17 protein-coding genes are annotated in these 22,887 nt (G+C 70.4%); 5 read left to right on the forward strand and 12 right to left on the reverse strand.

Annotated features, from left to right (window positions below):
* Positions 1–253: 253 nt before the first annotated feature.
* Positions 254–2,650: a WD40 repeat domain-containing serine/threonine protein kinase gene (locus ACFVBH_RS18340; RefSeq protein ID WP_379002663.1), complete on the forward strand. Its 2,397-nt coding sequence runs from the start codon at positions 254–256 to the stop codon at positions 2,648–2,650.
* A 182-nt stretch (positions 2,651–2,832) separates the two neighbouring features.
* Here the strand turns inward: ACFVBH_RS18340 and ACFVBH_RS18345 are convergent, their stop codons facing one another.
* The 4 genes from ACFVBH_RS18345 to aceA all read right to left on the reverse strand — a co-directional run bounded on the left by ACFVBH_RS18345 (position 2,833) and on the right by aceA (position 8,323).
* Positions 2,833–3,030, reverse strand: a complete 198-nt coding sequence (locus ACFVBH_RS18345; protein ID WP_379002665.1) for an antitoxin — start codon at positions 3,028–3,030, stop codon at positions 2,833–2,835.
* Positions 3,031–3,225: 195 nt separating this feature from the next.
* Positions 3,226–5,541 carry a 5-methyltetrahydropteroyltriglutamate--homocysteine S-methyltransferase gene (metE, locus tag ACFVBH_RS18350; protein WP_354990157.1) on the reverse strand — a complete coding sequence of 772 codons (2,316 nt, stop codon included), beginning with the start codon at positions 5,539–5,541 and terminating at the stop codon, positions 3,226–3,228.
* A 317-nt stretch (positions 5,542–5,858) separates the two neighbouring features.
* Positions 5,859–6,743: a 3-hydroxybutyryl-CoA dehydrogenase gene (locus ACFVBH_RS18355; protein ID WP_354990156.1), complete on the reverse strand. Its 885-nt coding sequence runs from the start codon at positions 6,741–6,743 to the stop codon at positions 5,859–5,861.
* A gap of 290 nt (positions 6,744–7,033) precedes the next feature.
* Entirely contained in the window at positions 7,034–8,323 is a 1,290-nt protein-coding gene (gene aceA, locus ACFVBH_RS18360) for an isocitrate lyase (protein ID WP_379002667.1), read from the reverse strand.
* Between the two features lie 473 nt (positions 8,324–8,796).
* Here aceA and ACFVBH_RS18365 point away from each other — a divergent pair, with 473 nt between their 5' ends.
* Entirely contained in the window at positions 8,797–9,927 is a 1,131-nt protein-coding gene (locus tag ACFVBH_RS18365; RefSeq protein WP_379002669.1) for a lipase family protein, read from the forward strand.
* Positions 9,928–10,090: 163 nt separating this feature from the next.
* On the opposite strand, the gene ACFVBH_RS18370 is transcribed toward ACFVBH_RS18365, so the two are convergent.
* The 4 genes from ACFVBH_RS18370 to ACFVBH_RS18385 form a co-directional block, all read right to left on the reverse strand.
* Positions 10,091–12,985, reverse strand: a complete 2,895-nt coding sequence (locus ACFVBH_RS18370; protein WP_379002672.1) for a molybdopterin-dependent oxidoreductase — start codon at positions 12,983–12,985, stop codon at positions 10,091–10,093.
* On the reverse strand, positions 12,982–13,800 hold the full coding sequence (locus ACFVBH_RS18375) for an FAD binding domain-containing protein (RefSeq protein ID WP_379002675.1): 819 nt from the start codon (positions 13,798–13,800) through the stop codon (positions 12,982–12,984). Before ACFVBH_RS18375 ends, ACFVBH_RS18370 begins: the two co-directional genes overlap by 4 nt.
* A gap of 201 nt (positions 13,801–14,001) precedes the next feature.
* Positions 14,002–14,235: a hypothetical protein gene (locus ACFVBH_RS18380; RefSeq protein ID WP_354990152.1), complete on the reverse strand. Its 234-nt coding sequence runs from the start codon at positions 14,233–14,235 to the stop codon at positions 14,002–14,004.
* Positions 14,232–14,618, reverse strand: coding sequence for a hypothetical protein (locus ACFVBH_RS18385; RefSeq protein ID WP_379002678.1), 387 nt, complete (start codon positions 14,616–14,618; stop codon positions 14,232–14,234). The genes ACFVBH_RS18380 and ACFVBH_RS18385 overlap by 4 nt, the downstream gene beginning before the upstream one ends.
* Before the next feature lie 222 nt (positions 14,619–14,840).
* Here ACFVBH_RS18385 and ACFVBH_RS18390 point away from each other — a divergent pair, with 222 nt between their 5' ends.
* On the forward strand, positions 14,841–17,474 hold the full coding sequence (locus ACFVBH_RS18390; RefSeq protein WP_379002681.1) for a tetratricopeptide repeat protein: 2,634 nt from the start codon (positions 14,841–14,843) through the stop codon (positions 17,472–17,474).
* A gap of 269 nt (positions 17,475–17,743) precedes the next feature.
* Here ACFVBH_RS18390 and ACFVBH_RS18395 read toward each other — a convergent pair whose 3' ends face one another.
* Genes ACFVBH_RS18395 through uraD form a run of 3 tightly spaced genes read right to left on the reverse strand, consistent with a single transcriptional unit; the run spans position 17,744 to position 19,935 of the window.
* The gene (locus ACFVBH_RS18395; RefSeq protein WP_379002683.1) at positions 17,744–19,105 is read right to left on the reverse strand and encodes an 8-oxoguanine deaminase; all 1,362 of its coding nucleotides are present in this window, start codon (positions 19,103–19,105) and stop codon (positions 17,744–17,746) included.
* A 3-nt stretch (positions 19,106–19,108) separates the two neighbouring features.
* A complete protein-coding gene (gene uraH, locus ACFVBH_RS18400; RefSeq protein WP_354990148.1) occupies positions 19,109–19,429 on the reverse strand; it encodes a hydroxyisourate hydrolase in 321 nt (106 codons plus the stop codon).
* Positions 19,426–19,935, reverse strand: coding sequence for a 2-oxo-4-hydroxy-4-carboxy-5-ureidoimidazoline decarboxylase (gene uraD, locus ACFVBH_RS18405; RefSeq protein WP_379002687.1), 510 nt, complete (start codon positions 19,933–19,935; stop codon positions 19,426–19,428). The genes uraH and uraD overlap by 4 nt, the downstream gene beginning before the upstream one ends.
* Positions 19,936–20,012: 77 nt before the next feature.
* Here uraD and ACFVBH_RS18410 point away from each other — a divergent pair, with 77 nt between their 5' ends.
* Positions 20,013–20,690, forward strand: a complete 678-nt coding sequence (locus ACFVBH_RS18410; protein WP_379002689.1) for an NTP transferase domain-containing protein — start codon at positions 20,013–20,015, stop codon at positions 20,688–20,690.
* Between the two features lie 14 nt (positions 20,691–20,704).
* Complete coding sequence (locus ACFVBH_RS18415; RefSeq protein WP_354990145.1) at positions 20,705–21,727, forward strand: XdhC family protein; 1,023 nt, start codon at positions 20,705–20,707, stop codon at positions 21,725–21,727.
* 6 nt (positions 21,728–21,733) lie between these two features.
* Here the strand turns inward: ACFVBH_RS18415 and ACFVBH_RS18420 are convergent, their stop codons facing one another.
* The gene (locus ACFVBH_RS18420; protein ID WP_354990144.1) at positions 21,734–22,834 is read right to left on the reverse strand and encodes an ABC transporter substrate-binding protein; all 1,101 of its coding nucleotides are present in this window, start codon (positions 22,832–22,834) and stop codon (positions 21,734–21,736) included.
* Positions 22,835–22,887: the final 53 nt, after the last annotated feature.

The raw sequence follows: 22,887 nt of genomic DNA on the forward strand, positions 1-22,887 counted from the left end.
CGAAATCATCGATCACGGTGAGGCGGTAGCGGATCCGGGGGCAGCGTAGCCACCGGGCGCTCGACGTGGAGCACCCCCCGCTACTCGAACCCGCGCCGCGAACCGGTCGTATCTCCCTCTCGGACTACCGGCGTCACGGGCCGGCAGGACGCCGGGCACGTGACCCCGGAGCGGCCTGCGGCGTACCGTTGTCTCACGGTGCCGCGCGGGAAACGGGGAGGTGGGGCCGCAGATGCGATTGCAGCCTGGCTCGATGTTCGCTGGCTACGCCATCGAAAGACCGCTGGGCGCCGGGGGTATGGGCGTGGTCTATCTGGCCCGGCATCCGCGCCTGCAACGGTCGGTCGCGCTCAAGGTGCTCAACGACGCGTTCGCGCACGATGCCAAGGCGCGGGCGCGGTTCGAGCGCGAGGCCGCGCTCATCACCGCCCTGGATCACCCGAACATCGTGCCGATCTACGATCGCAACTCCCCGGACGACGAAATCCTGTGGATCTCCATGAAATTCGTGGAGGGCGGGGACGCGGCGTCGGTGCTCGCGCACGCGGGCGGACGGGTCACGCCCGAGCGGGCGGTGCGCATGATCGGCGACGCCGGGCGCGCGCTGGATCACGCGCACCGGCACGGCGTGCTGCACCGCGACGTGAAGCCCGCCAACCTGCTGGTCGAGCACGGCGCGGGGACCTTCGAACGCACCATGGTCACCGATTTCGGAATCGCCCGCAGCGTGGAGGATTCCGAGACCGGCTCGCGGGTGAGCGCCACCCTGGCCTACACCGCCCCCGAACGCTTCGGCGGCGGCCCGGTCGATCACCGCGCCGACCTCTACTCCCTGGGCTGCACCCTGTTCAAACTCCTCACCGGCGAGCCGCCTTTCGCGCGTTCGGACGACGCCGCCGTGATCGCCGCCCACCTGCACGCTCCCCTCCCCCGCCTCACCGATGTCCGCCCCGGCCTCCCCGGCGGCCTCGACGAGGTGCTGGCGACGGTCCTGGCCAAGAACCCCCACGACCGCTATCCCGACTGCGAGTCCTTCGCCGCCGCGGCCCGCGCGGCCGTGGACCGCTCCGGCGAAACGGTTGTCGCTCGCCACCTGCCCGACCACACCCCGAGCACCCCGCGCCGCCTCTGGCTCGGCGAAGACGCCGAAACCGCCCCCGCACCCCGCCTCCCCTCGATTCCCGCTGCGAGCGAGCACGATTCGACCCGCGACACCGGCACGCACGCGACCTCCGCGAGCGGGCGAACGGACTCGGCCGCCGACCCCGGTCCCCCGCACGCGGGCGGCTCCTTTTCTCCTGTCGCAGAGCAGAAGTCAGCCGGCACCGCCGGAATCCACCCGGACCCTCGACCGGGCGGGCACGGCGACGACGCGGGTGACGCCACCGCGAGCGAACGGGCACGCCCGGCAGCCAGGCGGGCGTACACGCAACCGGATAGCGGGGACGGTGGCCTGTTCCCCGGCGGCGCATCCGCTGAGTTCGCCGGTGACGGACATTTCGCGGGCGGCTCAGCCACTGACCGGCCTTCTCCCCGCGGCGCATCCGTCGGATCCGCCGGTGGCGGACATTCGGCCGGCAGCACAGCCGCCGGCCGCACGGCACCGCGCGGGGTACTGACCCGGCGGCGGGTACTGCTGGGCGGGGTGGCGCTCGCGCTGGGGGCGGGCGGGGCGGCCGCGGGATACGCCGTATTCGGCTCGCGGGGAGGGGATTCCGCGTCGGACGGGTCGAATCCGGTCGCGGCGGGCGGGGCCGAGGCCTTGGCGGTGCCGTCGCAGGTGCTGGCGCTGGCGTTCACGCCGGACGGGTCGGTACTGGCCACCGGGTGCAAGAACAACTCCACGCTGCTGTGGAACGTCGAGACCCGGCAGGTGGACGGCAGTCCGCTGCTGGGGCACAGCAATTCGATTCGCGGCGTGGCCTTCAGCCCGGACGGCTCACAGCTGCTCACCGGCAGCGAGGACGGTTCGGCGCGGCTGTGGAACGCAGGCACCCGCCAACCCATCGGCAATGCGCTGACCGGACATACGAGCGCGCTGCGCGGGGTGGCGTTCCATCCCGGCGGCGCCCTCATGGCGACCGGCAGCGATGACGGGACCGCCCAGGTGTGGACGGTCAACACCCGGCAACCGGCGGGCGCGCCCCTGACCGGTCACACCGGATCCGTTCGCGCCCTGGCCTTTCACCCCGCCGGTCGGCTGCTCGCGACCGGCAGCGCCGACGGCACGGCCCGCCTGTGGCTCGTGGGCACCGGCACCCTCTCCCGCGAGCCCCTCACCGGCCACAACGGCTCGATCCGCACCCTGGCCTGCTCCCCCGACGGCGCCCTGCTCGCCACGGCGGGCGACGACGCCGTGATCCGCCTGTGGGACATCGTCTCCCGCGAGCTCTCCGGCGATCCCCTGGCCGGCCACGCCGAACCGGTTCTGGCCATAGCCTTCACCGCCGACGGCTCCCTGCTGGCCAGCGGCAGCCGAGACGGCACCGTCCGCCTCTGGAACACGAAAACCCGTCAGCCCCTGGGCAATCCCCTGACCGGCCACACCGCTTCGGTTCACACCCTGGCATTCACCCCGGACGGCGCGGTCCTGGCCACCGGCAGCGCCGACGGCAAGGTCTTCCTCTGGAAGGTCGCCGACCACCGCTGACGATCGCGCATGCGTCGCCATCGCGGGCGGTCACTCACCACCGAGTGCCACGAGCGAGAAGCTCCGATCAAGGTCTGCCGCCGCAGGGCCCGAACGACACCGACTGCACCCCACCGCGGGCAGTCCAGCCACGGCCGGCTCGCCCGCGCCGGAGCGAAGCCGGGCGGCTGTATCGCGGCGACTCAGCGCTTCTCGCGCAGTGCCTTCTTCGCGGCGGCCTGTGCCGCGTTGACCTGCCCGGCGTACTTCCCCTTGGTCTGCTTGTCGACCGCGTCGCCCACCTTGTCGACGAGAGGCTCCAGCTTGTCCGCGTGCTGTCCGGCGAGCTTGGCCGCCTTGGTCGCGGCCCCCTTCAGATTGTCGAACAACGCCACAGCCACACTCCCGCCTCGAAACCGATTCCGCCCCAGGTTATCCGGCAAAACCGTCCACGAACCGACAAGTGGCGACCGCCACCCGCCGCCGCCCGGACACCCGAGCCCACGGGCAAAGCGGCGGGCCACCGGCACACCGAAACGGCGACGGCGCCGGGGTCTTCCGAGACCCCGGCGCCGTTCGCATTGATTCGTACCGTACTACTCCCCGGCCGCCGCGGCCGCTTCCGCGCGGCGGCGGACGCGGCGGGCGGCCGCGACCATGTTGCGCAGGGAAGGATCGAGCTGCCAGTGGTGGCGCGTCTTCAGGCCGCCGTCCGGGTTGGCCCAGAGGCGTTGCGGGGTAACGGCTTCCGCCGCCGCGGTGAGGGCCTCGTCCAGCTCGTCGATGTCGGGGATCCGGGCCGAGCGGCTCTCGTAGACGCCGGGGCCGACGCCGTGCGTGAGGCCGTGGCCCTCGGCGCAGTCCTCCTTGAGGGAGTTCAGCACCCATTCGATGGAGCGGGTGGCCACGATCGCGGTCACATCGGCATCGAGCTCGTCGATGGCCTGCACCACGTCCTCGCGGCTGGAATAGCCGATGTGCGTGTGGATCTGGGTCTCCGCCTTGACCCCGGAGGTGGCGAGCCGGAACGCGGCCACCGCCCAGCGCAGGTATTCCGCGCGCCCGCGGGCCCGCAGCGGCAGCAGTTCGCGGATCGAGGGCTCGTCCACCTGGATGATGGAGATGCCCGCGCGCTCGAGATCCACGACCTCGTCCCGGATGGCCAGCGCCACCTGGTCAGCGGTGTCGAACAGCGGCTGGTCCTGGCGCACGAACGAACGCGCCAGCATGGTGACCGGCCCGGTGACCATGCCCTTGACCGGCTTGTCGGTCAGCGACTGCGCGTAGGTGGACCACTCCACCGACATGGGCGCGGGCCGCGACACGTCCCCGTACACGATCGGCGGTCGCACGCACCGCGATCCGTACACCTGCACCCAGCCGAAGTGGGTGGTGGCGAAGCCGTCGAGCAGCTCCGCGAAGTACTGGATCATGTCGTTGCGCTCGTGCTCACCGTGCACGAACACGTCGAGCCCGATGTCCTCCTGCAACCGGATGGTGCCCTCGATCTCGGCCTCGATCCGCTTGCGGTACTCGTCGTAGGACAGCCGCCCCTGACCGAGTTCGTAGCGCGCCTGCCGGCCCGCGTTGGTCTGCGGGAACGAGCCCAGCGTGGTGGCCGGCACCAGGGGCAGGTTCAGCTTGGCCTGCTGGGCAGCGCGCCGCACCTCATACGGCTCGCGCTCGCGCATCTGCGGGGTGACGTTGTAGACGCGCTGCCGCACCGCGTGCTTCTGCTTGAAGTGCACCGAGGTCGGCCGCTTGCGCCACTTCTCCGAAGGCCCTTCGGTGAGCGCCTTCGCCAGCGAAACCACTTCCAGCACCTTCTGTTTCGCGAAGGCGAGGCGATCGGCGACATGCTCCTCGAGCTCGTATTCCACGAGCAGGTCGTAGGGCACGTGCAGCAGGGTGGCGCCGGTGGAGACCACCATGTCCGGGCACACCTTGGCGAGCTCGTTCAGGTATTCCAGGGTCACGCGCCGGTCCGCGCGCCACACGTTGGTGCCGCTGATGACGCCCGCGTACAGCCGCTTGCGCCCGATGCCCGGGATCTTGGCCAGGTCCTCGGGGCGGATGCGGTAGTTGGCCAGGTCGAGCCCGACGGCCTCGACCTTGGTGCGCGCCAGCGCTTCCAGGGCCTCGCCGAAATCGCCGTACTGCCCGGTGACCAATAGTCGCGGCCGCAGCGGAGCCTTGGACAGCCGGTTGTACGCCTTCTCGAACACCTCGATGGTGGACGGCGACCGGTCGCTGGTGAAGCACGGCTCGTCCAGCTGCACGCAGGTCGCGCCGCGCTTGGCGAGCAGCTCGAAGAGCTCCTCGTACACCGGCAGCAGCTTGTCCAGCAGCACCAGCTTGTCGAACTCGGTCTCGCCGGGCACGTGCCCGGTCTTGGACAGCAGCAGCAGCGACAGCGGCCCGAGCACCACCGGCCGCAATTCGATGCCGGCGGCCTTGGCGCGATCGAATTCGTCGAGCAGCGCCTCGGGGTGCAGCGAGAATTCGGTGTCGGTGTCGAGTTCGGGCTGGCGGTAGTGGTACGGCGTGTTGAACAGCCGCACCAGTTCCAGCGGCGGCACGTCGGGGTTGCCGCGCGCCATCAGGAAGTAGAAGTCGAGCGGGTGCAGCCCCTCGCGGTAAGGCTCGAAGCGTTTGGGCACCGCGCCGAACAGCAGGGCGTTGTCGAGGATGTGGTCGTAGAAGGAGAAGGTGTTGCCGGGCACCTGGGTGAGTCCGGTCGCGGCCAGTTCGAGGTACTGGCTCTCCTGGATCTCGCGTCCTACGGCGAGCAGCTCATCGCGTTCCGACGTTCCGTGCCAATAGGATTCGAGGGCACGCTTGAGTTCGCGATGCGGTCCGATACGGGGATAGCCCAGGATGCTCGATCCGAAGCCGTCGGTGACGTTGGCCATGAGCGCGCCACTCCTCCTTTAAGTCACCTGCGCGGCGCCCACCAGGAGGGGTGGACGCCGCACAGTTGCGCCCTGATGTCGGATCGACTCGCGTCGACCCGGGTGGGCCGGCCGGTGTTACCGGCCCGTATTTGCAGCCTATGCCCCTGATGGGTTCGGAAGACCCGTACCCGCGTGCCATTCAGGAGCTGTCGTTCTGATAGAACGCGAGAACCGCTCTCGCAAGTTCCGGGCAACCGCCCGGACACCGCGGAGACGGGTGTCGCTCCCGATCGCCGGTCCGCGTGCACGACGCGGGCCGGCGCTCGGCCGGGCGGCTACTTCTTGGCCGCGGCGGGCGCGTTGTACTGGTAGAAGCCGGTGCCGGCCTTCTTGCCGAGCAGGCCCGCCTCGACCATGCGCATGAGCAGCGGCGGCGCGCTGTACAGCGGCTCCTTGAACTCGGCGTACATGGAGTCGGCGATGGACTTCACGGTGTCGAGCCCGACCAGGTCGGTCAGGGCGAGCGGGCCCATCGGGTGGGCGCAGCCCAGCACCATGGCCTTGTCGACGTCTTCCTTGGTGGCGAAACCGGATTCGACCATGCGGATCGCGGACAGCAGGTACGGCACCAGCAGCGCGTTGACCACGAAGCCGGAGCGGTCGGCCGAGCGCACGACCTGCTTGCCGAGCACGTCGGAGGCGAACTGCTCGGCGCGCGCGGTGACGGCCTCGGCGGTCTTGAGCGTGGTGATCAGCTCGACCAGCGGCAGCACCGGCACCGGGTTGAAGAAGTGCATGCCCACGACCCGCTCGGGGTTGTTGGTGGCCACGGCGATCTTCATGATCGGGATGGAGGAGGTGTTGGAGGCGAGCACGGCGTTGGGGTCGGTGACGACCTTGTCGAGCTCGGCGAAGATGGCGGTCTTCACGTCCTCGTTCTCGAGCACGGCTTCCACGACCAGCTGGCGGTCGGCGAAGTCGGCGAGGTCGGAGGTGAAGCGCAGCCGCCAGGCGGTCTGCTCACGCTCCCGCTCGGTGATCTTGCCGCTGGACACGGCCCGATCGAGCGACCGCAGGATGCGGGCGCGGCCGGCGGCGGCGAGTTCACGGGTCTGCTCGTAGACGAGGACGTCGACGTGCGCCCGGGCACACACCTCCGCGATACCCGCGCCCATCTGACCGGCACCGATGATGCCGACTCGCTGAATCTTCTCGCTCACGTCGCGCTCCGTTCCGCCTCCCCGCAACTCTTGCGGGCGGGCTATGTGCCGTTGCCGGTCGGACACCCGTACATTCGCCGGGCTCTCCATCAGGCTGGGTGAAGGCGTCGGAATGATCCTGACCCTGCGCCTTCTTAAGGTCTTTCGTTTAGGACAAAACCCTCCCCGCCGGGGCTGTCGACGGGAAGGGTCTGAGCCTCGGGGCGGCGTCTCCGCCGCCCCGAGGATTGTCTTTCGAAATCAGTTGTCACTCAACGCGACAACCAAGTTCGTAAGCGCTAGTTCCAAACTCAGTGGAACTGGCCTTCTTCGGTCGAGCCCTTCAGCGCAGCGGTGCTGGTGTTGGGGTCAACGGTGGTGGCGATGGTGTCGAAGTAGCCGGCGCCGACCTCACGCTGGTGCTTGACGGCGGTGAAGCCACGCTCGGCGGCGGCCTTGAACTCGCGCTCCTGCAGGTCGACGAACGCGGTCATGCCCTCGCGGGCGTAGCCGTGCGCCAGGTCGAACATGCCGTAGTTCAGCGAGTGGAAGCCGGCCAGGGTGATGAACTGGAACTTGAAGCCCATCGCGCCGAGCTCACGCTGGAACTTCGCGATGGTCGCGTCGTCCAGGTGCGCCTTCCAGTTGAACGAAGGCGAGCAGTTGTAGGCCAGCAGCTGGTCCGGGAACTCGCTGCGGACGGCCTCGGCGAACTTGCGCGCGACCTCGAGGTCCGGCACGCCGGTCTCCATCCAGATGAGGTCGGAGTACGGGGCGTAGGCCTTGGCACGCGCGATGCAGGGCTCGATGCCGTTCTTCACGCCGAAGAAGCCCTCGGCGGTACGGGTGCCATCGAGGAACTCGCGGTCGCGCTCGTCCACATCGGAGGTGATGAGGGTGGCGGCTTCGGCATCGGTACGGGCGATGATGACCGAGGGGACACCGGCGACGTCGGCCGCGAGGCGAGCCGAGGTCAGGGTGCGGATGTGCTGCTGGGTGGGGATCAGCACCTTGCCACCGAGGTGGCCGCACTTCTTCTCGGAGGCCAGCTGGTCCTCCCAGTGCACGCCCGCGGCGCCGGCCGCGATCATGGCCTTCTGCAGCTCGTAGGCGTTCAGCGCGCCACCGAAGCCGGCCTCGGCGTCGGCGACGATCGGGGCCAGCCAGTTGGCGACCGAGGTGTCACCCTCGACCTTGGCGATCTCGTCGGCACGCAGCAGCGCGTTGTTGATGCGACGCACGACGGACGGCACCGAGTTGGCCGGGTACAGCGACTGGTCCGGGTAGGTGTGGCCGGACAGGTTCGCGTCACCGGCGACCTGCCAGCCGGACAGGTAGATGGCCTTGAGGCCGGCGCGGACCTGCTGCACCGCCTGGTTGCCGGTGAGGGCGCCCAGGGAGTTGATGTAGTCCTCGTTGTTGACCAGATCCCAGAGGATCTCGGCACCACGGCGGGCGAGGGTGTGCTCCTCGACAACGGTGCCCTGCAGCTTCACAACCTGCTCGGCGGTGTAGCTACGGGTGATGCCCTTCCAACGGGGATTGGTGTCCCAGTCGTTCTGGATCTCCGCAGCGGTCTTCGGGGTGCCGACAGTCGACATCTCTGACTCCACTTCTTCGTTCGGTCTCGGTTGCCCCGCCGGTCGAACCCTCTCGCGATGATTCGGACACTGCTGGAGCGGCAATTTGCAGGCTTGCTATGCCCGCGAGGTGTACTTCCACACGATGGCACAGGAAAAAATGTGCGTCTACCTGTTGCAAGTGTGAATCCAGGCTAGCTTTCATCACGACTTTGCTAAGCCTGCGAAATTTGCTTGTTAATTGCAGCCGTGGAATCTACTTGCGAGTAGGCCTGACGTGCAGTTTTGCATAACGCCCGTACTGTTTGGGTGACGACGGCCACCGGCACGCGACGCGCCGGGTTCCGGCGAGCTGTGAGCACCTTCACAACCGATTGTGATCTTGATGGGTGTGGGGCGGACCACCCGGGGTGTCGAAAAGGACCTAAACTGGTCGCGCGCTCAGCAAGGTGCGGCACGTCGGAACACTAGGAGAGCCCGTGCGGAAACGCTGGATGTCCACTGCGGCCGTGGCCGTCACTTCGATCGCGGCCCTGGTAGGGGGCCCGCACGCGGCCGCCGAGCCCGGCGCCGAGCCCGGGGTGATCAGCTCGATCGAGCCGCTTCGGGCCGCCGCGACCCCGCCCGGTTCGGTGAATTCGGAACGCTTCCTCTACAGCAGCACCACCGCGGGTGACGCGGCTACAACAGCCAGCGGCGCCGTCTACTTCCCGCCGGGCGACGCCCCCGAGGGCGGCTGGCCGGTCATCGCCTGGGCGCACGGCACGCTCGGCCTGGGCGACGACTGCGCGTTCTCGATCGCGGGGCCGGGTGCGCGCGAACGCGACTGGGCCTACTTGGGCACCTGGCTGAAGCAGGGCTACGCGATCGTGGCCGCCGACTACGCCGGGCTCGGCACGCCGGGCGATCACCCGTACCTGAACGGCAGGGTGGAGGCGCACAACGTGGTCGACGCGGTGAAGGCCGCGACCCGTCACTACTCCTCGCTGTCGCGCAAATGGGTGGTGGTCGGCCAGTCGCAGGGCGGCGGCGCGGCCATCACCACCGCGCGGTACGCGACCGAATTCGGCGGCCCGGAACTGGATTACCGGGGCGCGGTGGGCACCGGCGTGCCCGCTTTCATCGAGGACGTCCTGCTACCCATCGGCCCGGGCGTGCCGCCGATCAAGCTGGGCGCGCACACCACGGCCTACGTGCTCTACATCCTCAACGGGCTGCGCACCACCTACCCGGAATTGGATATCGACTCCTACCTGAACGATTCGGGCCGCTACTGGCTCGAGCGTTCCAGCCAGTCCTGCCTGACCCCGATCGGCGAGGAACTGACCGCGAACAATGTCGTCATCGGCGATCTGTTCGCCCGCCCGCTGGCGCAGATCCCGGATCTGCTGACCCTGCTCAGCAACTACATGGGCATTCCCAATACCGGCTTCGACCGACCGTTCTTCATCGGCCAGGGCCTGCTCGACACCGACATCATCATGCCCGCGACCCTGGCGTACACCACGCGGTTGCAGGCGACCGGGGAGCCGGTCACGGTGCGCACCTATCCGACCGATCACGACGGTACGGTCAACGCCTCGCTGGTGGATTCGGTGCCGTTCGTGCGCGGGCTCTTCGCCTGAGCCACCCGCGGCTCGTCCCGCCCGCTGTGCGACGCCGCCTCGGTTCTCCCCTCGGACCGCACGACCGTGGCTCTTCGCGTGGATCCACACAGCCGCAGCTCTCCGGGCTGATCGCACGGCTGCGGCTCGACAGACCGATCACACAACCGCGGATCACACAGCCTCAGAGCACCGGGTGCGACGGGGTTTCGGTGACCGCACGGACCCGGCCGGCGAGTTCCCAGACCCGATCGGCGGTCATCGGAAGTCTGTGCGGGCGTTCGCCGATGGCGTCGCGCACGGCGTTGGCGAGCGCGGGCGCGACCGGGTTGTAGGGCGATTCGCTCATCGGCTTCGCTCCGAGCGGGCCCAGCGGATCACTGGTCTCGGCGAAGTACACCTCGGTGTACGGCACATCCCCGAACTGCGGAATGTGGTAGTGCCGCAGGGTTTCGGTGGTGACGACGCCCCGCGCGGTGCGCACCTGTTCGTACAGCGCGGTGCCGATCGCCTGCGCGACACCGCCTTCCACCTGTCCCCGGCACTGCACCGGGTTGAGCACCGTGCCCGCGTCGGCGGCCTGCACCGATTGCAGGATGCGCACCTGCCCGGTGCCGGGGTGCACCGCGACGCGAAAAGCGTGCACGTTGAACGAGACCGAGCGCGGGGTGCCGCCGTGTGTGGCCGCGCCTTCCAAAGGGCCGTCGGCCAGCAGTTCGGCGGCGGGCAGGAATAGGTCCCGCACCCGGACGCCACCCGGTTCCAGCACATGTGATTCGGCGGGCAGCCCGGTGAGCGCGGAGGCCCGGGCGAGGATGCGCTCGCGCAGCAGTTCGCAGGCGGCGTGGGTGGCCCGGCCCGCCACCGTGATGCCGGTGGAGCCGAACGCGCCCGTGTCGTGCCCGGCCACGTCGGTATCCGATTGCCGGACGCGGACGTGCGCGGGTGCGACGCCGAGCACGGTGGCGGCGAGCTGGGCGTGCACGGTGGTGGTGCCGTTGCCGAATTCGGCGGTGCCGACCCGCAATTCGTAGCCGCCGTCGGGCAGCAGGGCGACGTGCGCGGTGGAGTGGTGCCCGCGCGGCGGCACGGTGGCGATCATGGCGGGGGCCATGCCCTCGCCGACGAGCCAGTCCGGACCGGGCGCGGGCACCCCGTTGCCGCGGCGCAGCGCCCGCTGGGCGAGGTCCAGGCACTGGTCGAGTCCGTAGCTGACGATCTCCAGGTCGGGTTCGGGCTCGCAGTGCCCGCCGATGAGCGGATCGCCGAGCCGCACCACGTTGCGGCGGCGGAATTCGAAGGGGTCCAAGCCGATTCGGCGAGCGAGTTCGTCCAGCGCGCATTCCACGCCGAACATGACCTGCCCGAGGCCGTAGCCGCGGAACGCGCCCGAGGGCACGTTGTTGGTGTAGACCGCGCGCCCGTCGACCCGCTTGTTCGCGCAGGCGTACAGCGCGACCGATTCGCTCAAGCCGTGGAAAAGCACGCCGGCACTGTGGTTTCCGTAGGCTCCGGCGTCGGCGATCACGTCGACGGCAAGCGCGGTGAGCAGCCCGTCCCCGTCCGCGCCCGCGGTGACCTCCACCCGCATGGGGTGTCGGCAGGTGGTGTGGAACTCGTCGGTGCGGGTGAGTTCGTACTGCACGGGCTGCCCGGTACGCAGCACGGCCAGGGCCACCAGATCCTCGGTGAACATCTCCTGCTTCGCGCCGAATCCGCCGCCGACCCTGGCCGCGAACACCCGCACCGCGTCCCGGTCCAGCCCGAGGATCCGGGCGAGTTCGTCGCGGACCAGGAACGGCACCTGCGTGCTGGTGCGCAGCACCAGCCTGCCGTCGGCGTCGAGCCAGCCGATACTGGCGTGCGTCTCCAGGTGCACGTGCTGCACCCGCTGGGTCTCCCAGACCCCCTGCACCACTTCGGCGGCCGCGCTCAGCCCGGCCGCGACGTCACCGGCCCGCCCGTGCACCTCGGCGACGATGTTGCGCCGCACATCGGCGATTCGCGATTCCGGCCCCTTGCCCGCGTGCAGCACCGGCGCACCCTCCGCCAGTGCCGCCGGGGCCTCGAAAACCGCGGGCAGCACTTCGTATTCCACCGTCAGTGCCCGGCATCCGGCCCGCGCGGCACGCAGGGAATCGGCCACCACCGCCGCCACCCGCTGCCCCGCGAACCGCACCGTGCGGTCGAGCATGACGGTGTCATCCGGGTCGTCCTCCCGAATCTGGTGCCGCGCCGTGGAATACGCGACCGCGGGCACGTCGGCGTACGTCAGCACGGCCCGCACCCCCGGCACCGCTTCGGCCGCCGCGGTGCCGATCCGCACGATCCGCGCGTGCGCGTGCGGGCTCCGCAACACCTCGAGGTGCAGCACCTCCCCCACGGGCGCCCGCCCCGACCCACTGCCCTCCGCGGCGATATCCATCGTGAACGGCTCCGCCCCGCGCACGATGCGCGGCCCGGCGGGCGCGCCGACACCGTCCCCCACCCCGCCTCCACCCCGGCCCAGACCTCCGGCAGCGCTCGATGCGTCGGTTGATGATTCGTTTGTGCACTCGGCCCGAGCATCCGGGTCGGCGGCGGGTCGACCGGCACAGCCGCCGCGTACCGCGCCGGGGGTCGACTCGCAGGCGGCGGACTCCGGCGGGGGCGAGGTGAGGGCGTCGGCGATCGAGCGGTAGCCGGTGCAGCGGCAGAGGTTGCCCTTGAGAGCCTCGGGGAGACCCTCGGGGTCCAGGGTGCCGGCGGCGGCCAGCTCGGTGGCGGTGACCAGCATGCCCGCGGTGCAGAAGCCGCATTGGAACGCCGCGTTGCCGAGGAAGCGGCGTTGCAGCTCGGAGGGCTGCTCGGTCTCGGAAAGGCCTGCCGCGGTGGTGATCTCGCGGCCTTCGGCGCGGTGCGCCGGATAGACGCAGGAGTGCACCGCGCCGCCGTCGACCAGGACGGTGCACGCGCCGCAGTCGCCGGCGTCGCAGCCCTTCTTGGGCGCGGTGTGCCCCTGTTCCCGCAGCAGGGTGCGCAGGCACTGGCCAGGCCGAGCCGCGACTTCCACGGGTGTGCCGTCGACGTGGAATCTCACGCCCTGCCCCCGCTCAGTTCGGCCACGACCTCGACCGCCAGCAGCGTACTGACGTGCCTGCGCCAGCGCGGTGCGCCGTGCGGATCGTCGTACCAGAGCCCGGGATGGATCTCGGCGAATATTGCCGCCAGTTCGCGGGCGTCCGGGAGTCGGGCGAATTCGAGGACGACGGGCCGGGTGGTGGCGGCGCTGACGGTGAGCGTGCACACGCCCGTGGCATCGAGCCTGCCCATCACCACCGCGCCGGAGCGGCCCAGCGGCGACAGCGCGACCTTCCGGAAAGCGGTGCGGGAGCGCATGTTCGATTCCGGTATCCGCACCGCGCGCAGTACCTCCCCGGGCGCGACGGTGGTCTCCCCCGGCCCGAGTACCAAGTGCGACAGCGGAATCCACTGATCCCCGTCCGGCCCCCACAGCAGTGCGGCACCGCCGAGCGCGGTGAGCGCGGCCAGCACCGCACCCGCGGGCAGTGCCAGGCACACGTTGCCGCCGACGGTCGCCGTGCGCAGTATCTTGTGCGAGGCGACCAGCGCCCCGCAGGCCTGCCCGAACAGCGGGGCGGCGGTGTATCGCGCCGGATAGTCTGCCCCGGCGAGTTCGGCGAGCGTACAGGTCGCGGCGATTTCCAGCCCCGCGTCGTCGATCGTGATCGGCGCCCAGCCGAGCGTGGTGATGTCGACGAGACGTTCCAGCCCGGGCTGCGGTTCGGAGTAGAGCCACGTGCCGCCGGCCAGCACGGCCGTGCCCGCGCCGAGTCCCGCCAGGTCGGCGCGCCCGCGCGCGACGTGTATCTCGCGGATCGTGTCCAGATCCATCGGTATCACCCGCTCTCGGCCGGGGACCGCGTCCGGTGTACCCGGGCGCGGTCTCGACTCCCACAGTAGGAGCAACGGGTTGCGCGGAGATTGCGGAACGGTTCGTGTCTGTTTCACATTCGTTACTGTTCGCGCGAACCCGGGCGGCGGGTCCGTCCCGCCGCCCGGATCCCGGCCCCCGGTCACGGGTGCACGCCCCGCTCAGCCGGTACGCCCGTGCCCGCAGAACGGCTCACAGCTGCCCGGCGTCGCCGTGGCCGGGATGCCCGTCGTGCGCGGCCCGGTCACCGTCTCGACCCCGCCGCAGGAGGTGACCACCACCAGCATGACCAGCACCCCGAACCCGAGCACCGCGGTGAACACCCCGAGGAACCAGCCCGGATGCACCCTCGGCATCGACACCACGATCAGGAACGGCCCGGTATCGAAGATCATCGCCCGACCTCCTCGACCCCGCGCCGCCGCCGGCTGGCCCGCCGGGATACACAGCGCCCCTCCGGCTTACGCGCGTCCCAGATCTCTCGACCGGGTCCCCGCAACGCGAGCAGGCACATTGCCTCGGGCACCGTGATCCCCAGCACCCGCGCGTGCAGCCCCGCCGCGTCCCATTCGAGTTCCCTTCCCGGACAGAACAATCCGGCCAGGATCAACTCCGCCAGCACGATGCCGGCCAGCGCCTGCTCCCGGGTGACCCGGAACGAGCTCGGCAGGTACGACAGCACCCACCTCCCCCGACCCGGTTCGGGAACGTCGATCCGATACGCGACCTCGTGCGCCGCGTCGCTGGTGATCAGCCAGTCGGTGGTGAAGATTGCCATTGCCTCGATCCTTTACTGCCGCCCGGACCTCGCCCCGATTCCGGTCCCGGTGATGGCTCAATGATCGCGAGGAAACCCGCGGCGAACGATCCCAGCGCCGACGGAGATTTCTTGGCTTGTCCGATGTCCTTGACCAGCCGAAATCCGCGCTGTACCAAGGAAATATTCACAGCGGCGGCCGCGGGATCTCGGGCGGTCGCCCGGCTCGGGGGAGGCACGGCGGTGGCATCGGACGAGGATTCCTGCGACCCGGGCGATGTCGGCTCCGACGCCCGCAAACAACTGCGCGGATTCCTGCTCGGTCTCGGCCTGCGCGAGCACGAGTTGCTGGAGCCGCTCGCGGACGAATTGCGTTATCGCGGTTGCCGTCCGCGCAAGGCGTGGCGGCTGGCGAACGAGCTGACCCAGCAGGAGGTGGCCGGGGAGTTCAACCGGCTCACCGGAAAACCCACCGCACCGATGAAGGCCGCGCGCATCTCGGAGTACGAATCGTGGCCGGGTCCTCGCGGCGCGGGCCGTAATCGCCCGCGCCCCACCGTCGATGTGCTGAAGAACCTGGCCGCCATCTATCGCACCACCTGGGATCGACTCGTGGATCCGGCCGATCTGCGCGCGATGCCGCCCGCCGACCGGATCGCCTTCCGGGACGCGGTGGCGCGCCGCTGCACCGCGCGCCCGGCGGGCCGGGGCCTGCCCGCAGAGATCATGCCGTTCTTCGGGCGCGCGGAGCAGCGCGCCGAGCTCCATCGGCGCATCCGCGCCCACCTGGCCGCCGATCGTCCCGCGGTGCACGTCATCAACGGCCTGGCCGGGGTGGGTAAGACCGCGCTCGCCCGCGCGGTGATCAAGGAGCGTTCCGACCTCTTCCCGGACGGGTGGATCTGGGAGGATCTGCGCGGGCACACCGAGGGCCGCGAACCGCGCACCCCGGCGGGCGTGTTGGAGCAGTTGCTACTGCGCATCGGGGTGCCGCCGGAGACGATCGAGCCCGATCAGTCCCGGCGCGCCGAGCGCTGGCGCTTCGAGACGCGTGATCGCCGGATGCTCATCGTGTTCGACAATGTGCTGAGCAGCAAGCAGGTTCGCGATCTGCTGCCGCACGCGCCGGGCTGTTTCGTCCTGATCACCAGCCGGCACAAGCTGACCGGCCTGGCGGGTTCGGTCCCGCTGCAGCTGGACGCGCTGACCCGCCCCGAGGCCGAGGAACTGCTGGTGACGCTGAGTCACCTGCCGCCGGACTACGACGTGGGCGCGGTGCACCGCATTCTGGAGACGGCGGGCCGGCTGCCGTTGGCGCTGCGGCTCATCGCCGGGCAGCTCGCGCACGGCGGACCGCACATGCTGGCCGCCGCCGATCGCGAATTCCTGCAGCTGACAGAACGACTCAAGCACGCGCCCGCGACCGAGGAGTCCCCCGCCGCCGACATCCTGGCGCGCTTCTCCGCCGAGGGCGAGACCCTGCAGGCCGCCTTCGAGCTGTCCTATCGTCGACTGCCCGAGCCGGGTCTGCGCCGCGCGGTGCGCCTGCTCGGCTGGTTCCCCGGCTCGGAGATCACCGCCGAAACCCTCGCCGCCATGGCGGATCTGACGCCGGAGGCGGCGAACACCCTGATCCGCCGCATCTTCGAGGTGGGCCTGCTGGACTCCGCCGACACTGATCCGCGCGGGCAGCGCTATCGCATCCACGACGTGACGCGGCTGTTCGCCCGGGCCCAGGCCGCGATCGAGGACGTGCCGAGCGAGCACACGGTCGCGGTGGGCCGGTTGATTCGCTACAGCGTGCGCATGGCCGGCCTGGTGGGTGCGCCCCGGCCGTTCGACCTGGCCGGCACCTTCCCGAATCCGACGCCGACCGCGCCCGGTACCGAGCCCGCCGACGCCGCCCAGGCGCGGGCCTGGCTCACCCGCGAGCGGGAGATGCTGCTCGGCTGTATTCGCGCGTCCGGTTCGGGCGCCGAGACCGGTGAGCTGGCCCGGCTGCTCGCCTCGCATCTTTCCGGTCTGGGGCACTGGTCGGACGCGCGGTGGCTGTTCGTGCGCGCGCTGGATATCGCGCGCGGCGTCGGTGACCGGATCGCCGAATGCGATGTGCTGTACGGCCTGGGCACGGTGCACCGGATGGCCTGCGACTACGACATCGCCTCCACGTGCTTCCGGGAGGCCCACACGATCGCCACCGCGGTCGATGACCCGCTGCGCATGGCCTCCGCACTCTGGGGTTTCGCCGAGGTGACCCGGCACATCGGGGAGTACCACCGCGCCCGGGACGCCTACGTGGACGTGCTCGGCATCGCCCGGAAGCTGGAGAACCTGAAGTTCGAGGGCGATTCCCTGCGCGGACTCGGCCATATCGAGCGCATGGGCGGCGATCCGGTGGTGGCGGGCGGCTACTACCGGGCGGCGCTGGCGATCGCCGATCAGATCGGCGACCGCTACAGCCGCGGTTGGTCGCTGTGGGGCCTGGGCAACGTCGAACGCGCCCGCGGCGAATTCGAGGTGGCGCGTGCGCAATTCGACGAGGCGCACGCCATCGGCGGCGAGATCGGCGACAGTCTGCTGCGCGTGGACGCGCTGCGCGGTCTCGGCCATCTCGAACTCGATCTCGGCGATCTGGACGCGGCCCAGGGCTTCTACTCCGAGTCCCTGGACATCGCCCGCCGCAACGGCGATCCGCACGGGGAGGCCGACGCCTGGCGCGCCCTGGGAACCATCGCCGCCATGGCCGGTCCCCGCCATCGCCCCCGGGCCTGCGAGTTCCTGCGCAAGGCCCTGACCCTGTACACGGACCTGGGCGTCAAACTCGCCGCCCAGGTCCGCGTGGATTTGGCGGCCCTGAACTGCCCGCCCGGCGAATGACGGGCGGCCGCCCCGCGACCATGGCTCGTCCGAATCAGCCATCCGAGGCTTGACACTCCGCCATGACACCGAGCCGACGAATCCACCTCGGCGACAGCGGAATCAGCCTTCGGCCGGCCGGGTTCGGCAGGCGGCCCCGGCGATTCGCCCGCGCCTCTTGCCGGGCCCGGCCGCACCACTATCCGCGGCGCCGCGCAGGTGAACAGCCGCGCGCACGCACAGCCCGCGCCCCGGCGATCGAGACGCCGCACGGACCGTGGCGGATCGCGTCAGCCGGCCTTCGCCACCAGCTTCGCCTGGGCGGCGGCCACGTCGCGCCCCACCGATTCCTCGTCCACCGTGCGAATCTCCCCCTCCCGCACCACGATCCGCCCGTTCACCACCAGTGCCGCCAGCGGGGGCGCGGAGCCGAGGATCAGCGCCGTCACCGGATCGTCGATGCCCGCGTGGGCCGGGCCGTCCAGGCGCCACAGGGCCAGGTCGGCTAGTTTGCCGGGTTCGAGGGAGCCGAGCTCGTGGTCGCGGCCCAGGACGCGGGCGCCGCCCCGGGTGGCCAGTTCCAGGGCGGTGCGCACGGAGATGGCGCTGGGGCCGCCGCGCAGGCGGGCGTAGAGCAGGGCGTTGCGGGGTTCCTCGACGAGGGAGCCCGCCTCGTTGCTGGCCGCGCCGTCGACGCCGAGGCCGACCGGGACGCCGGCGGTGAGCAGGTCGGCGGTGCGGGCGATGCCCGCGCCGAGGCGTCCGTTCGAGGTGGGGCAGTGCGCGACGCCGGTGCCGGTGCGCGCCAGCGTGGTGATCGCGGAATCGTCGAGGTGGATGGCGTGGGCGTACCAGACGTCGGGCCCGACCCAGCCCAGGCGTTCCAGGTACTGCGCGGGGGTGCAGCCGTGGGTCGCGAGACAGTAGTCGGCCTCGTCCAGCGTCTCGGCCACGTGGGTGTGCAGCCGCACATCGAGTTCGCGTGCGAGCGTTGCCGATTCGCGCAGCAGGTCGGCCGACACCGAGAACGGCGAACACGGCGCGAGTCCGATGCGCAGCATGGAGTCGAACGACCGGTCGTGGTACCGGGCCACCGCGTCCTGACTCGCGCGCAGGATGTCGTCGAGGTTCTCCACCACCGAGTCCGGCGGCAGTCCGCCCGCGCTGCGGCCCAGGTCCATGGACCCGCGGCAGGGGTGAAAGCGCAGGCCGACCGTCGCGGCGGCGTCGATCTCGGCGGCGAGCAGATCACCGGCGTCGCGCGGGAAGACGTAGTGATGGTCGGTCGTGGTGGTGCAGCCGGTGCGCGCGAGCGCCGCCAGCGCGCCGGTGGCCGCGACTCGGGTGGCGTCCGCGTCGATGCCCGCCCACACCGGGTAGAGCGTGTTCAGCCATTCGAACAGGGTGGAGTCGGCCGCGAGCCCGCGTGAAATCCACTGGTACAGATGGTGATGCGTGTTCACCAGGCCCGGGGTGAGCAGGCACCCGCGCCCGTCGACCCGCTCGGCGCCCGCGATCTCGGGTGCGGGTCCGGCCCCCACGGCCTCGATCCGGGTACCGCGCACGACCACGTGCCCGTCGCGGTATTCGTTCCCCACCCCGTCCACCGTGGCGACGGCGCAGCCTTCGATCACGAGCACGGATTCGGTCACGGGTCAGCTCCCCCGATAGGTCGAGTAAGCGAACGGCGACAGCAGCAGCGGAACGTGATGGTGCCGCCATTCGGCGATGGTGAACGCGATGCTCACCTCGGGATAGAACGCCGCGACGCCCTGCCCGGCGAAGTACTCCCCCGTCGCGAAGCGCAGCCGGTAGTTGCCGATGGCGAGGTCGTCGGCGAGATTCGCGATCCGCCCGTCGCGGTCGGTGACGCCGGTGCCCAATTCCTTACCGTCCCAGTCGAACAGCGTGGCCGCCACGCCCGACGCGGGCAGTCCGCTCACCGCGTCCAGCACGTGCGTGCTCAGTGAGCTCATGCCGCCACCCCCGGGGTGATGAGCCGCCGCAGCCGGATCCGATTGATCTCCGCCAATTCCGTCCGCACGATCCGCCTTTCGACCGCTGGTTCGTGGCCGAGCCGCTCGCGCAGGATCGCGAGGAGCTCGGCCGGTGTCCGCCCGGTGGCGCACACCAGATACACGTGCCCGAATCTTGCCTCGTACGCGCGATTTCCCTCGGCAATCGCGGCCCGCACGGCGGTGTCGGCGTCGCTCATAGCCGCCTGCTCGCGCGCGGAGTTCGCGTTGTCCGGGCGATCCCCGATGCGCGGGTGCCCGGCGAGCGCACGATCGATCTCGTCCTCGTCCAGCGCGTCGAGTGCCCGGTCCGCCGCGGCCAGCAGGTCCGCGAGCGTGCCGTACGGTCGCCCGTTCGCCACCGCCCGCGCCCACGCGGGCGAGGAGCAGCAGCTCAGCAGGAGGTTCTCCGCCGCCGTGTCCGGCAGCGCGTCGAAGGCGTCGAGGCCTATCCCGGTGTCCGTCATCGTGTCCAGCATCGGCCATGGCAATCGGGTCCGCCACTCGAGGGGCGAAGCGCGGCATCCGGCGCTACCCTGCCCGCATGACACCCGAACACTGCGATGGCATCGTGCTGGCCGCGGGTTCCGGTTCGCGCTTCGGTATGCCGAAAGCGCTGGCCGAGGACGGCGCGTGGCTGGCGTCCGCGGTGCGCGCGCTGCGCGCGGGCGGTTGCGAGCGGGTGTTCGTGGTGCTGGGCGCGACGGGTCCGGCGCGATACGACGACGAATCCGGCCCCGGCGCGGCGCCGCTCGTCTCGCAAACCCCCCGCATCCCCGTGCCGCCGGGCGCCCACCCGGTGTGGGCCGCGGACTGGGCCGTCGGCGTGAGCGCCTCGTTCCGCGCGGGCCTGGCCGCCGTCGCCGCGGCCGATCACCTCGGCGCGGCCGCACCGGAACACGGCTCGCGGCGGCCACGGCTCGGCACGGCGGCGTACGCCGCGATCATGCCCGTCGACACCCCCGATGTGGGCGGTGCGGTCGTGGCCCGGGTGCTGACGGCCGCGCGCGCGAGCACGAGCGGGCTCGCGCGTGCGCTGTTCGATAGCCGGCCCGGGCACCCGGTGATTCTGGGCCGCGCGCACTGGGCTGGAGCGCTGGCCGGTGCGGCGGGAAATTCCGGGGCGGCCACTTATTTGGACGGCCGAACGGATATGGTGTGCGTCACGTGTGATGATCTCGCGTCGGGGATCGATCGGGACTACCCGTGCGGCACACGGTGATCGGGAGCTGAGACATGCGCGATATCGTCGACGACCTACTACGGGTATGGCACAGCGGACGCACGGGGGGATTGGCCACGCTGGTGCGCACGGTCGGTTCGACCCCCCTGCCGATCGGGGCCGCGATGGTGGTGGACGCCGAGGGCCGGGCCTTCGGATCGATCTCCGCCGGCTGCGCCGAGGCCGCGGCCTACGAGGCCGCCCTGGAGTCCGCGCGCACCGGCCGCCGCGGCCTGCATCGTTTCGGCCCGGGCAGCGGATTGGACGCGGGCTCGGATTGCGTGGGCACCCTGGACGTCTTCACCGAGCCGTTCTCCCGCCGGCATTTCCCCGAATTCCCCGACGTGGCAGCCGATATCGCCGCGCAACGGCAGGTGACGGTGTTCACCGTGGTGTGGCATTCGGATCCCGACGTGATCGGCCAGCACCTCATCACCGATCGCAAGCACGGCACCGAATTGGTCTCGCTCCCCGATTCCGACGTGTTCGTCTCCTCGTTCGTCCGCCCGCAGCGCCTGATCATCATGGGCGCCAACGCCATTGCCGGCGCACTGGCCATCCAGGCCCGCATGCTCGGCTACCGGGTGACGGTCTGCGACGCCCGCCCGACCTTCGTCTCGGCCGAGGCGTATCCGGGCTGCGAGGTGGTGGTGGACTGGCCGCACCGGTACCTGAACACCCTGGCCGCGGCGGGCGAGATCGACCGTTCGACCGCGGTGGTGCTGGTCTCCAACGACGCCAAGTTCGAGATTCCGCTGCTGACCATCGCGCTGCGCCTGCCCGAGCTGGGTTTCCTGGCCGCGCTCGGCGGCGGCCCGGCGCACGAACGCCGCCTGGAAGCGTTGCAGGCGGGCGGTTTCGACGATGACACCCTGTCCCGGCTGCACGCGCCCGCCGGCCTGGATCTGGGCGCGCGCACCCCCGCCGAGACGGCGGTCGCGGTCACCGCGGAGATGCTGGCCGCGCGCAACGGCACGACCGCCGAACCGCTGTCGGCCGCGGGTGGCTCGCGCCGGCACGCCACCCTGGTCACCTAGACCCGGCTACTTCTTCAGGCCGGGGTTCTCCGCGTAGACCTCCTTCAGCACCGACAGATCGAACAGCCGGTCCGCCTCGATGGTGATCCCGGCCTTGCCCAGCGCCGCGATGTTCCGCGCGATCAGGTCGTCGGTCATGGTGAACAGCCCGTTGGCCTGCGTGTCGGGCGAGACCAGCAAACCGTTCTGCGCCTGCGCTTCCCGCGTTTGAATCGCCAGATCCAGCTGTTGATCCTTGCCGTACACCTCCACCGCCAGGCGGGCGGATTCGGCCGGATCGGCGATGGCGTCCTGCCAGCCCCGGATGTCGGCGCGCAGCCACGCCTTGAGCTTGTCGCGCTCGTTGTCGATGGTGTTCCGGTGCACGGTCAGTGTTTCCGCGACCAGCGGCAGCCCGTAGTCCGCGAACAGGAAGTTGAAGTTCTGGAAACCCTTGGCGGCCAAGGTGATCGGCTCATTGGTGACATAGCTGACCCAGCCGTCCACCTCACCGTTGGCCAGCGGGGTCGGATCGAATTGCGCGGGCACGATGGTGACGTCGGACGGTGTCATGCCGTTGGCGGTGAGCAGGGCGTTGAAGATGAGCTGGTTGGTGTCCTGCACGCCGATCCGGCGGCCCTTCATCTCCTGCGGGGTGCGAATGGCCTTGCCCGCGGCGCTGACGATGCAGAACGGGTTCTTCTGATAGGTCGCACCGACGATCTTGGCGTCGAGTCCCTCCAGCACGGCGGGCGCGGTCGTCTGCGGCGCGGACATGCCGATCCAGATCTTGCCGGTGCTCAGGCCCGCCTCCACCGAGGTGCTGGCCGCGCCGCCCGCGATGAGGTTGCTCGCCCCGAAACCGGCTTCTTTGTAATAGCCCTTGGAATCGGCGAAATACTCGCCGGCGAATTCGATGTTCTTCAGCCACGACAGCTGCACCGCGACGCTGCCGTACTTGGATCCGTCGTCGACGGTGCCGTTGCCCGGACCGGCGGCGTCGTCCCCGCAGGCGGCGAGCACACTCGCACCGCCGAGAGCGAGACCGGCGAAGCCGGCGTAGCGCAGGAAGGATCGCCGATCCACGGCCGGGAGTGCGGCCGACAGCGGCCGGGAATTACGACTCATGAACAGAATCTAGGGCGTTTCGATTTCGAATATTTTGCTTTCCCGCACTCATT

The sequence above is a fragment of the Nocardia sp. NPDC057668 genome (assembly GCF_042799795.1).
Taxonomy (GTDB): Bacteria; Actinomycetota; Actinomycetes; order Mycobacteriales; family Mycobacteriaceae; genus Nocardia.

Coding starts and splice junctions, on each gene's coding strand:
- ACFVBH_RS18340 (WP_379002663.1), top strand. CDS start 254: ATGTTCGCTGGCTACGCCATCGAAAGACCGCTGGGCGCCGGGGGTATG.
- metE (WP_354990157.1), bottom strand. CDS start 5,541: ATGGCCAACGTCACCGACGGCTTCGGATCGAGCATCCTGGGCTATCCC.
- aceA (WP_379002667.1), bottom strand. CDS start 8,323: ATGTCGACTGTCGGCACCCCGAAGACCGCTGCGGAGATCCAGAACGAC.
- ACFVBH_RS18365 (WP_379002669.1), top strand. CDS start 8,797: ATGTCCACTGCGGCCGTGGCCGTCACTTCGATCGCGGCCCTGGTAGGG.
- ACFVBH_RS18375 (WP_379002675.1), bottom strand. CDS start 13,800: ATGGATCTGGACACGATCCGCGAGATACACGTCGCGCGCGGGCGCGCC.
- ACFVBH_RS18380 (WP_354990152.1), bottom strand. CDS start 14,235: ATGATCTTCGATACCGGGCCGTTCCTGATCGTGGTGTCGATGCCGAGG.
- ACFVBH_RS18385 (WP_379002678.1), bottom strand. CDS start 14,618: ATGGCAATCTTCACCACCGACTGGCTGATCACCAGCGACGCGGCGCAC.
- uraH (WP_354990148.1), bottom strand. CDS start 19,429: ATGAGCTCACTGAGCACGCACGTGCTGGACGCGGTGAGCGGACTGCCC.
- uraD (WP_379002687.1), bottom strand. CDS start 19,935: ATGACGGACACCGGGATAGGCCTCGACGCCTTCGACGCGCTGCCGGAC.
- ACFVBH_RS18410 (WP_379002689.1), top strand. CDS start 20,013: ATGACACCCGAACACTGCGATGGCATCGTGCTGGCCGCGGGTTCCGGT.
- ACFVBH_RS18415 (WP_354990145.1), top strand. CDS start 20,705: ATGCGCGATATCGTCGACGACCTACTACGGGTATGGCACAGCGGACGC.
- ACFVBH_RS18420 (WP_354990144.1), bottom strand. CDS start 22,834: ATGAGTCGTAATTCCCGGCCGCTGTCGGCCGCACTCCCGGCCGTGGAT.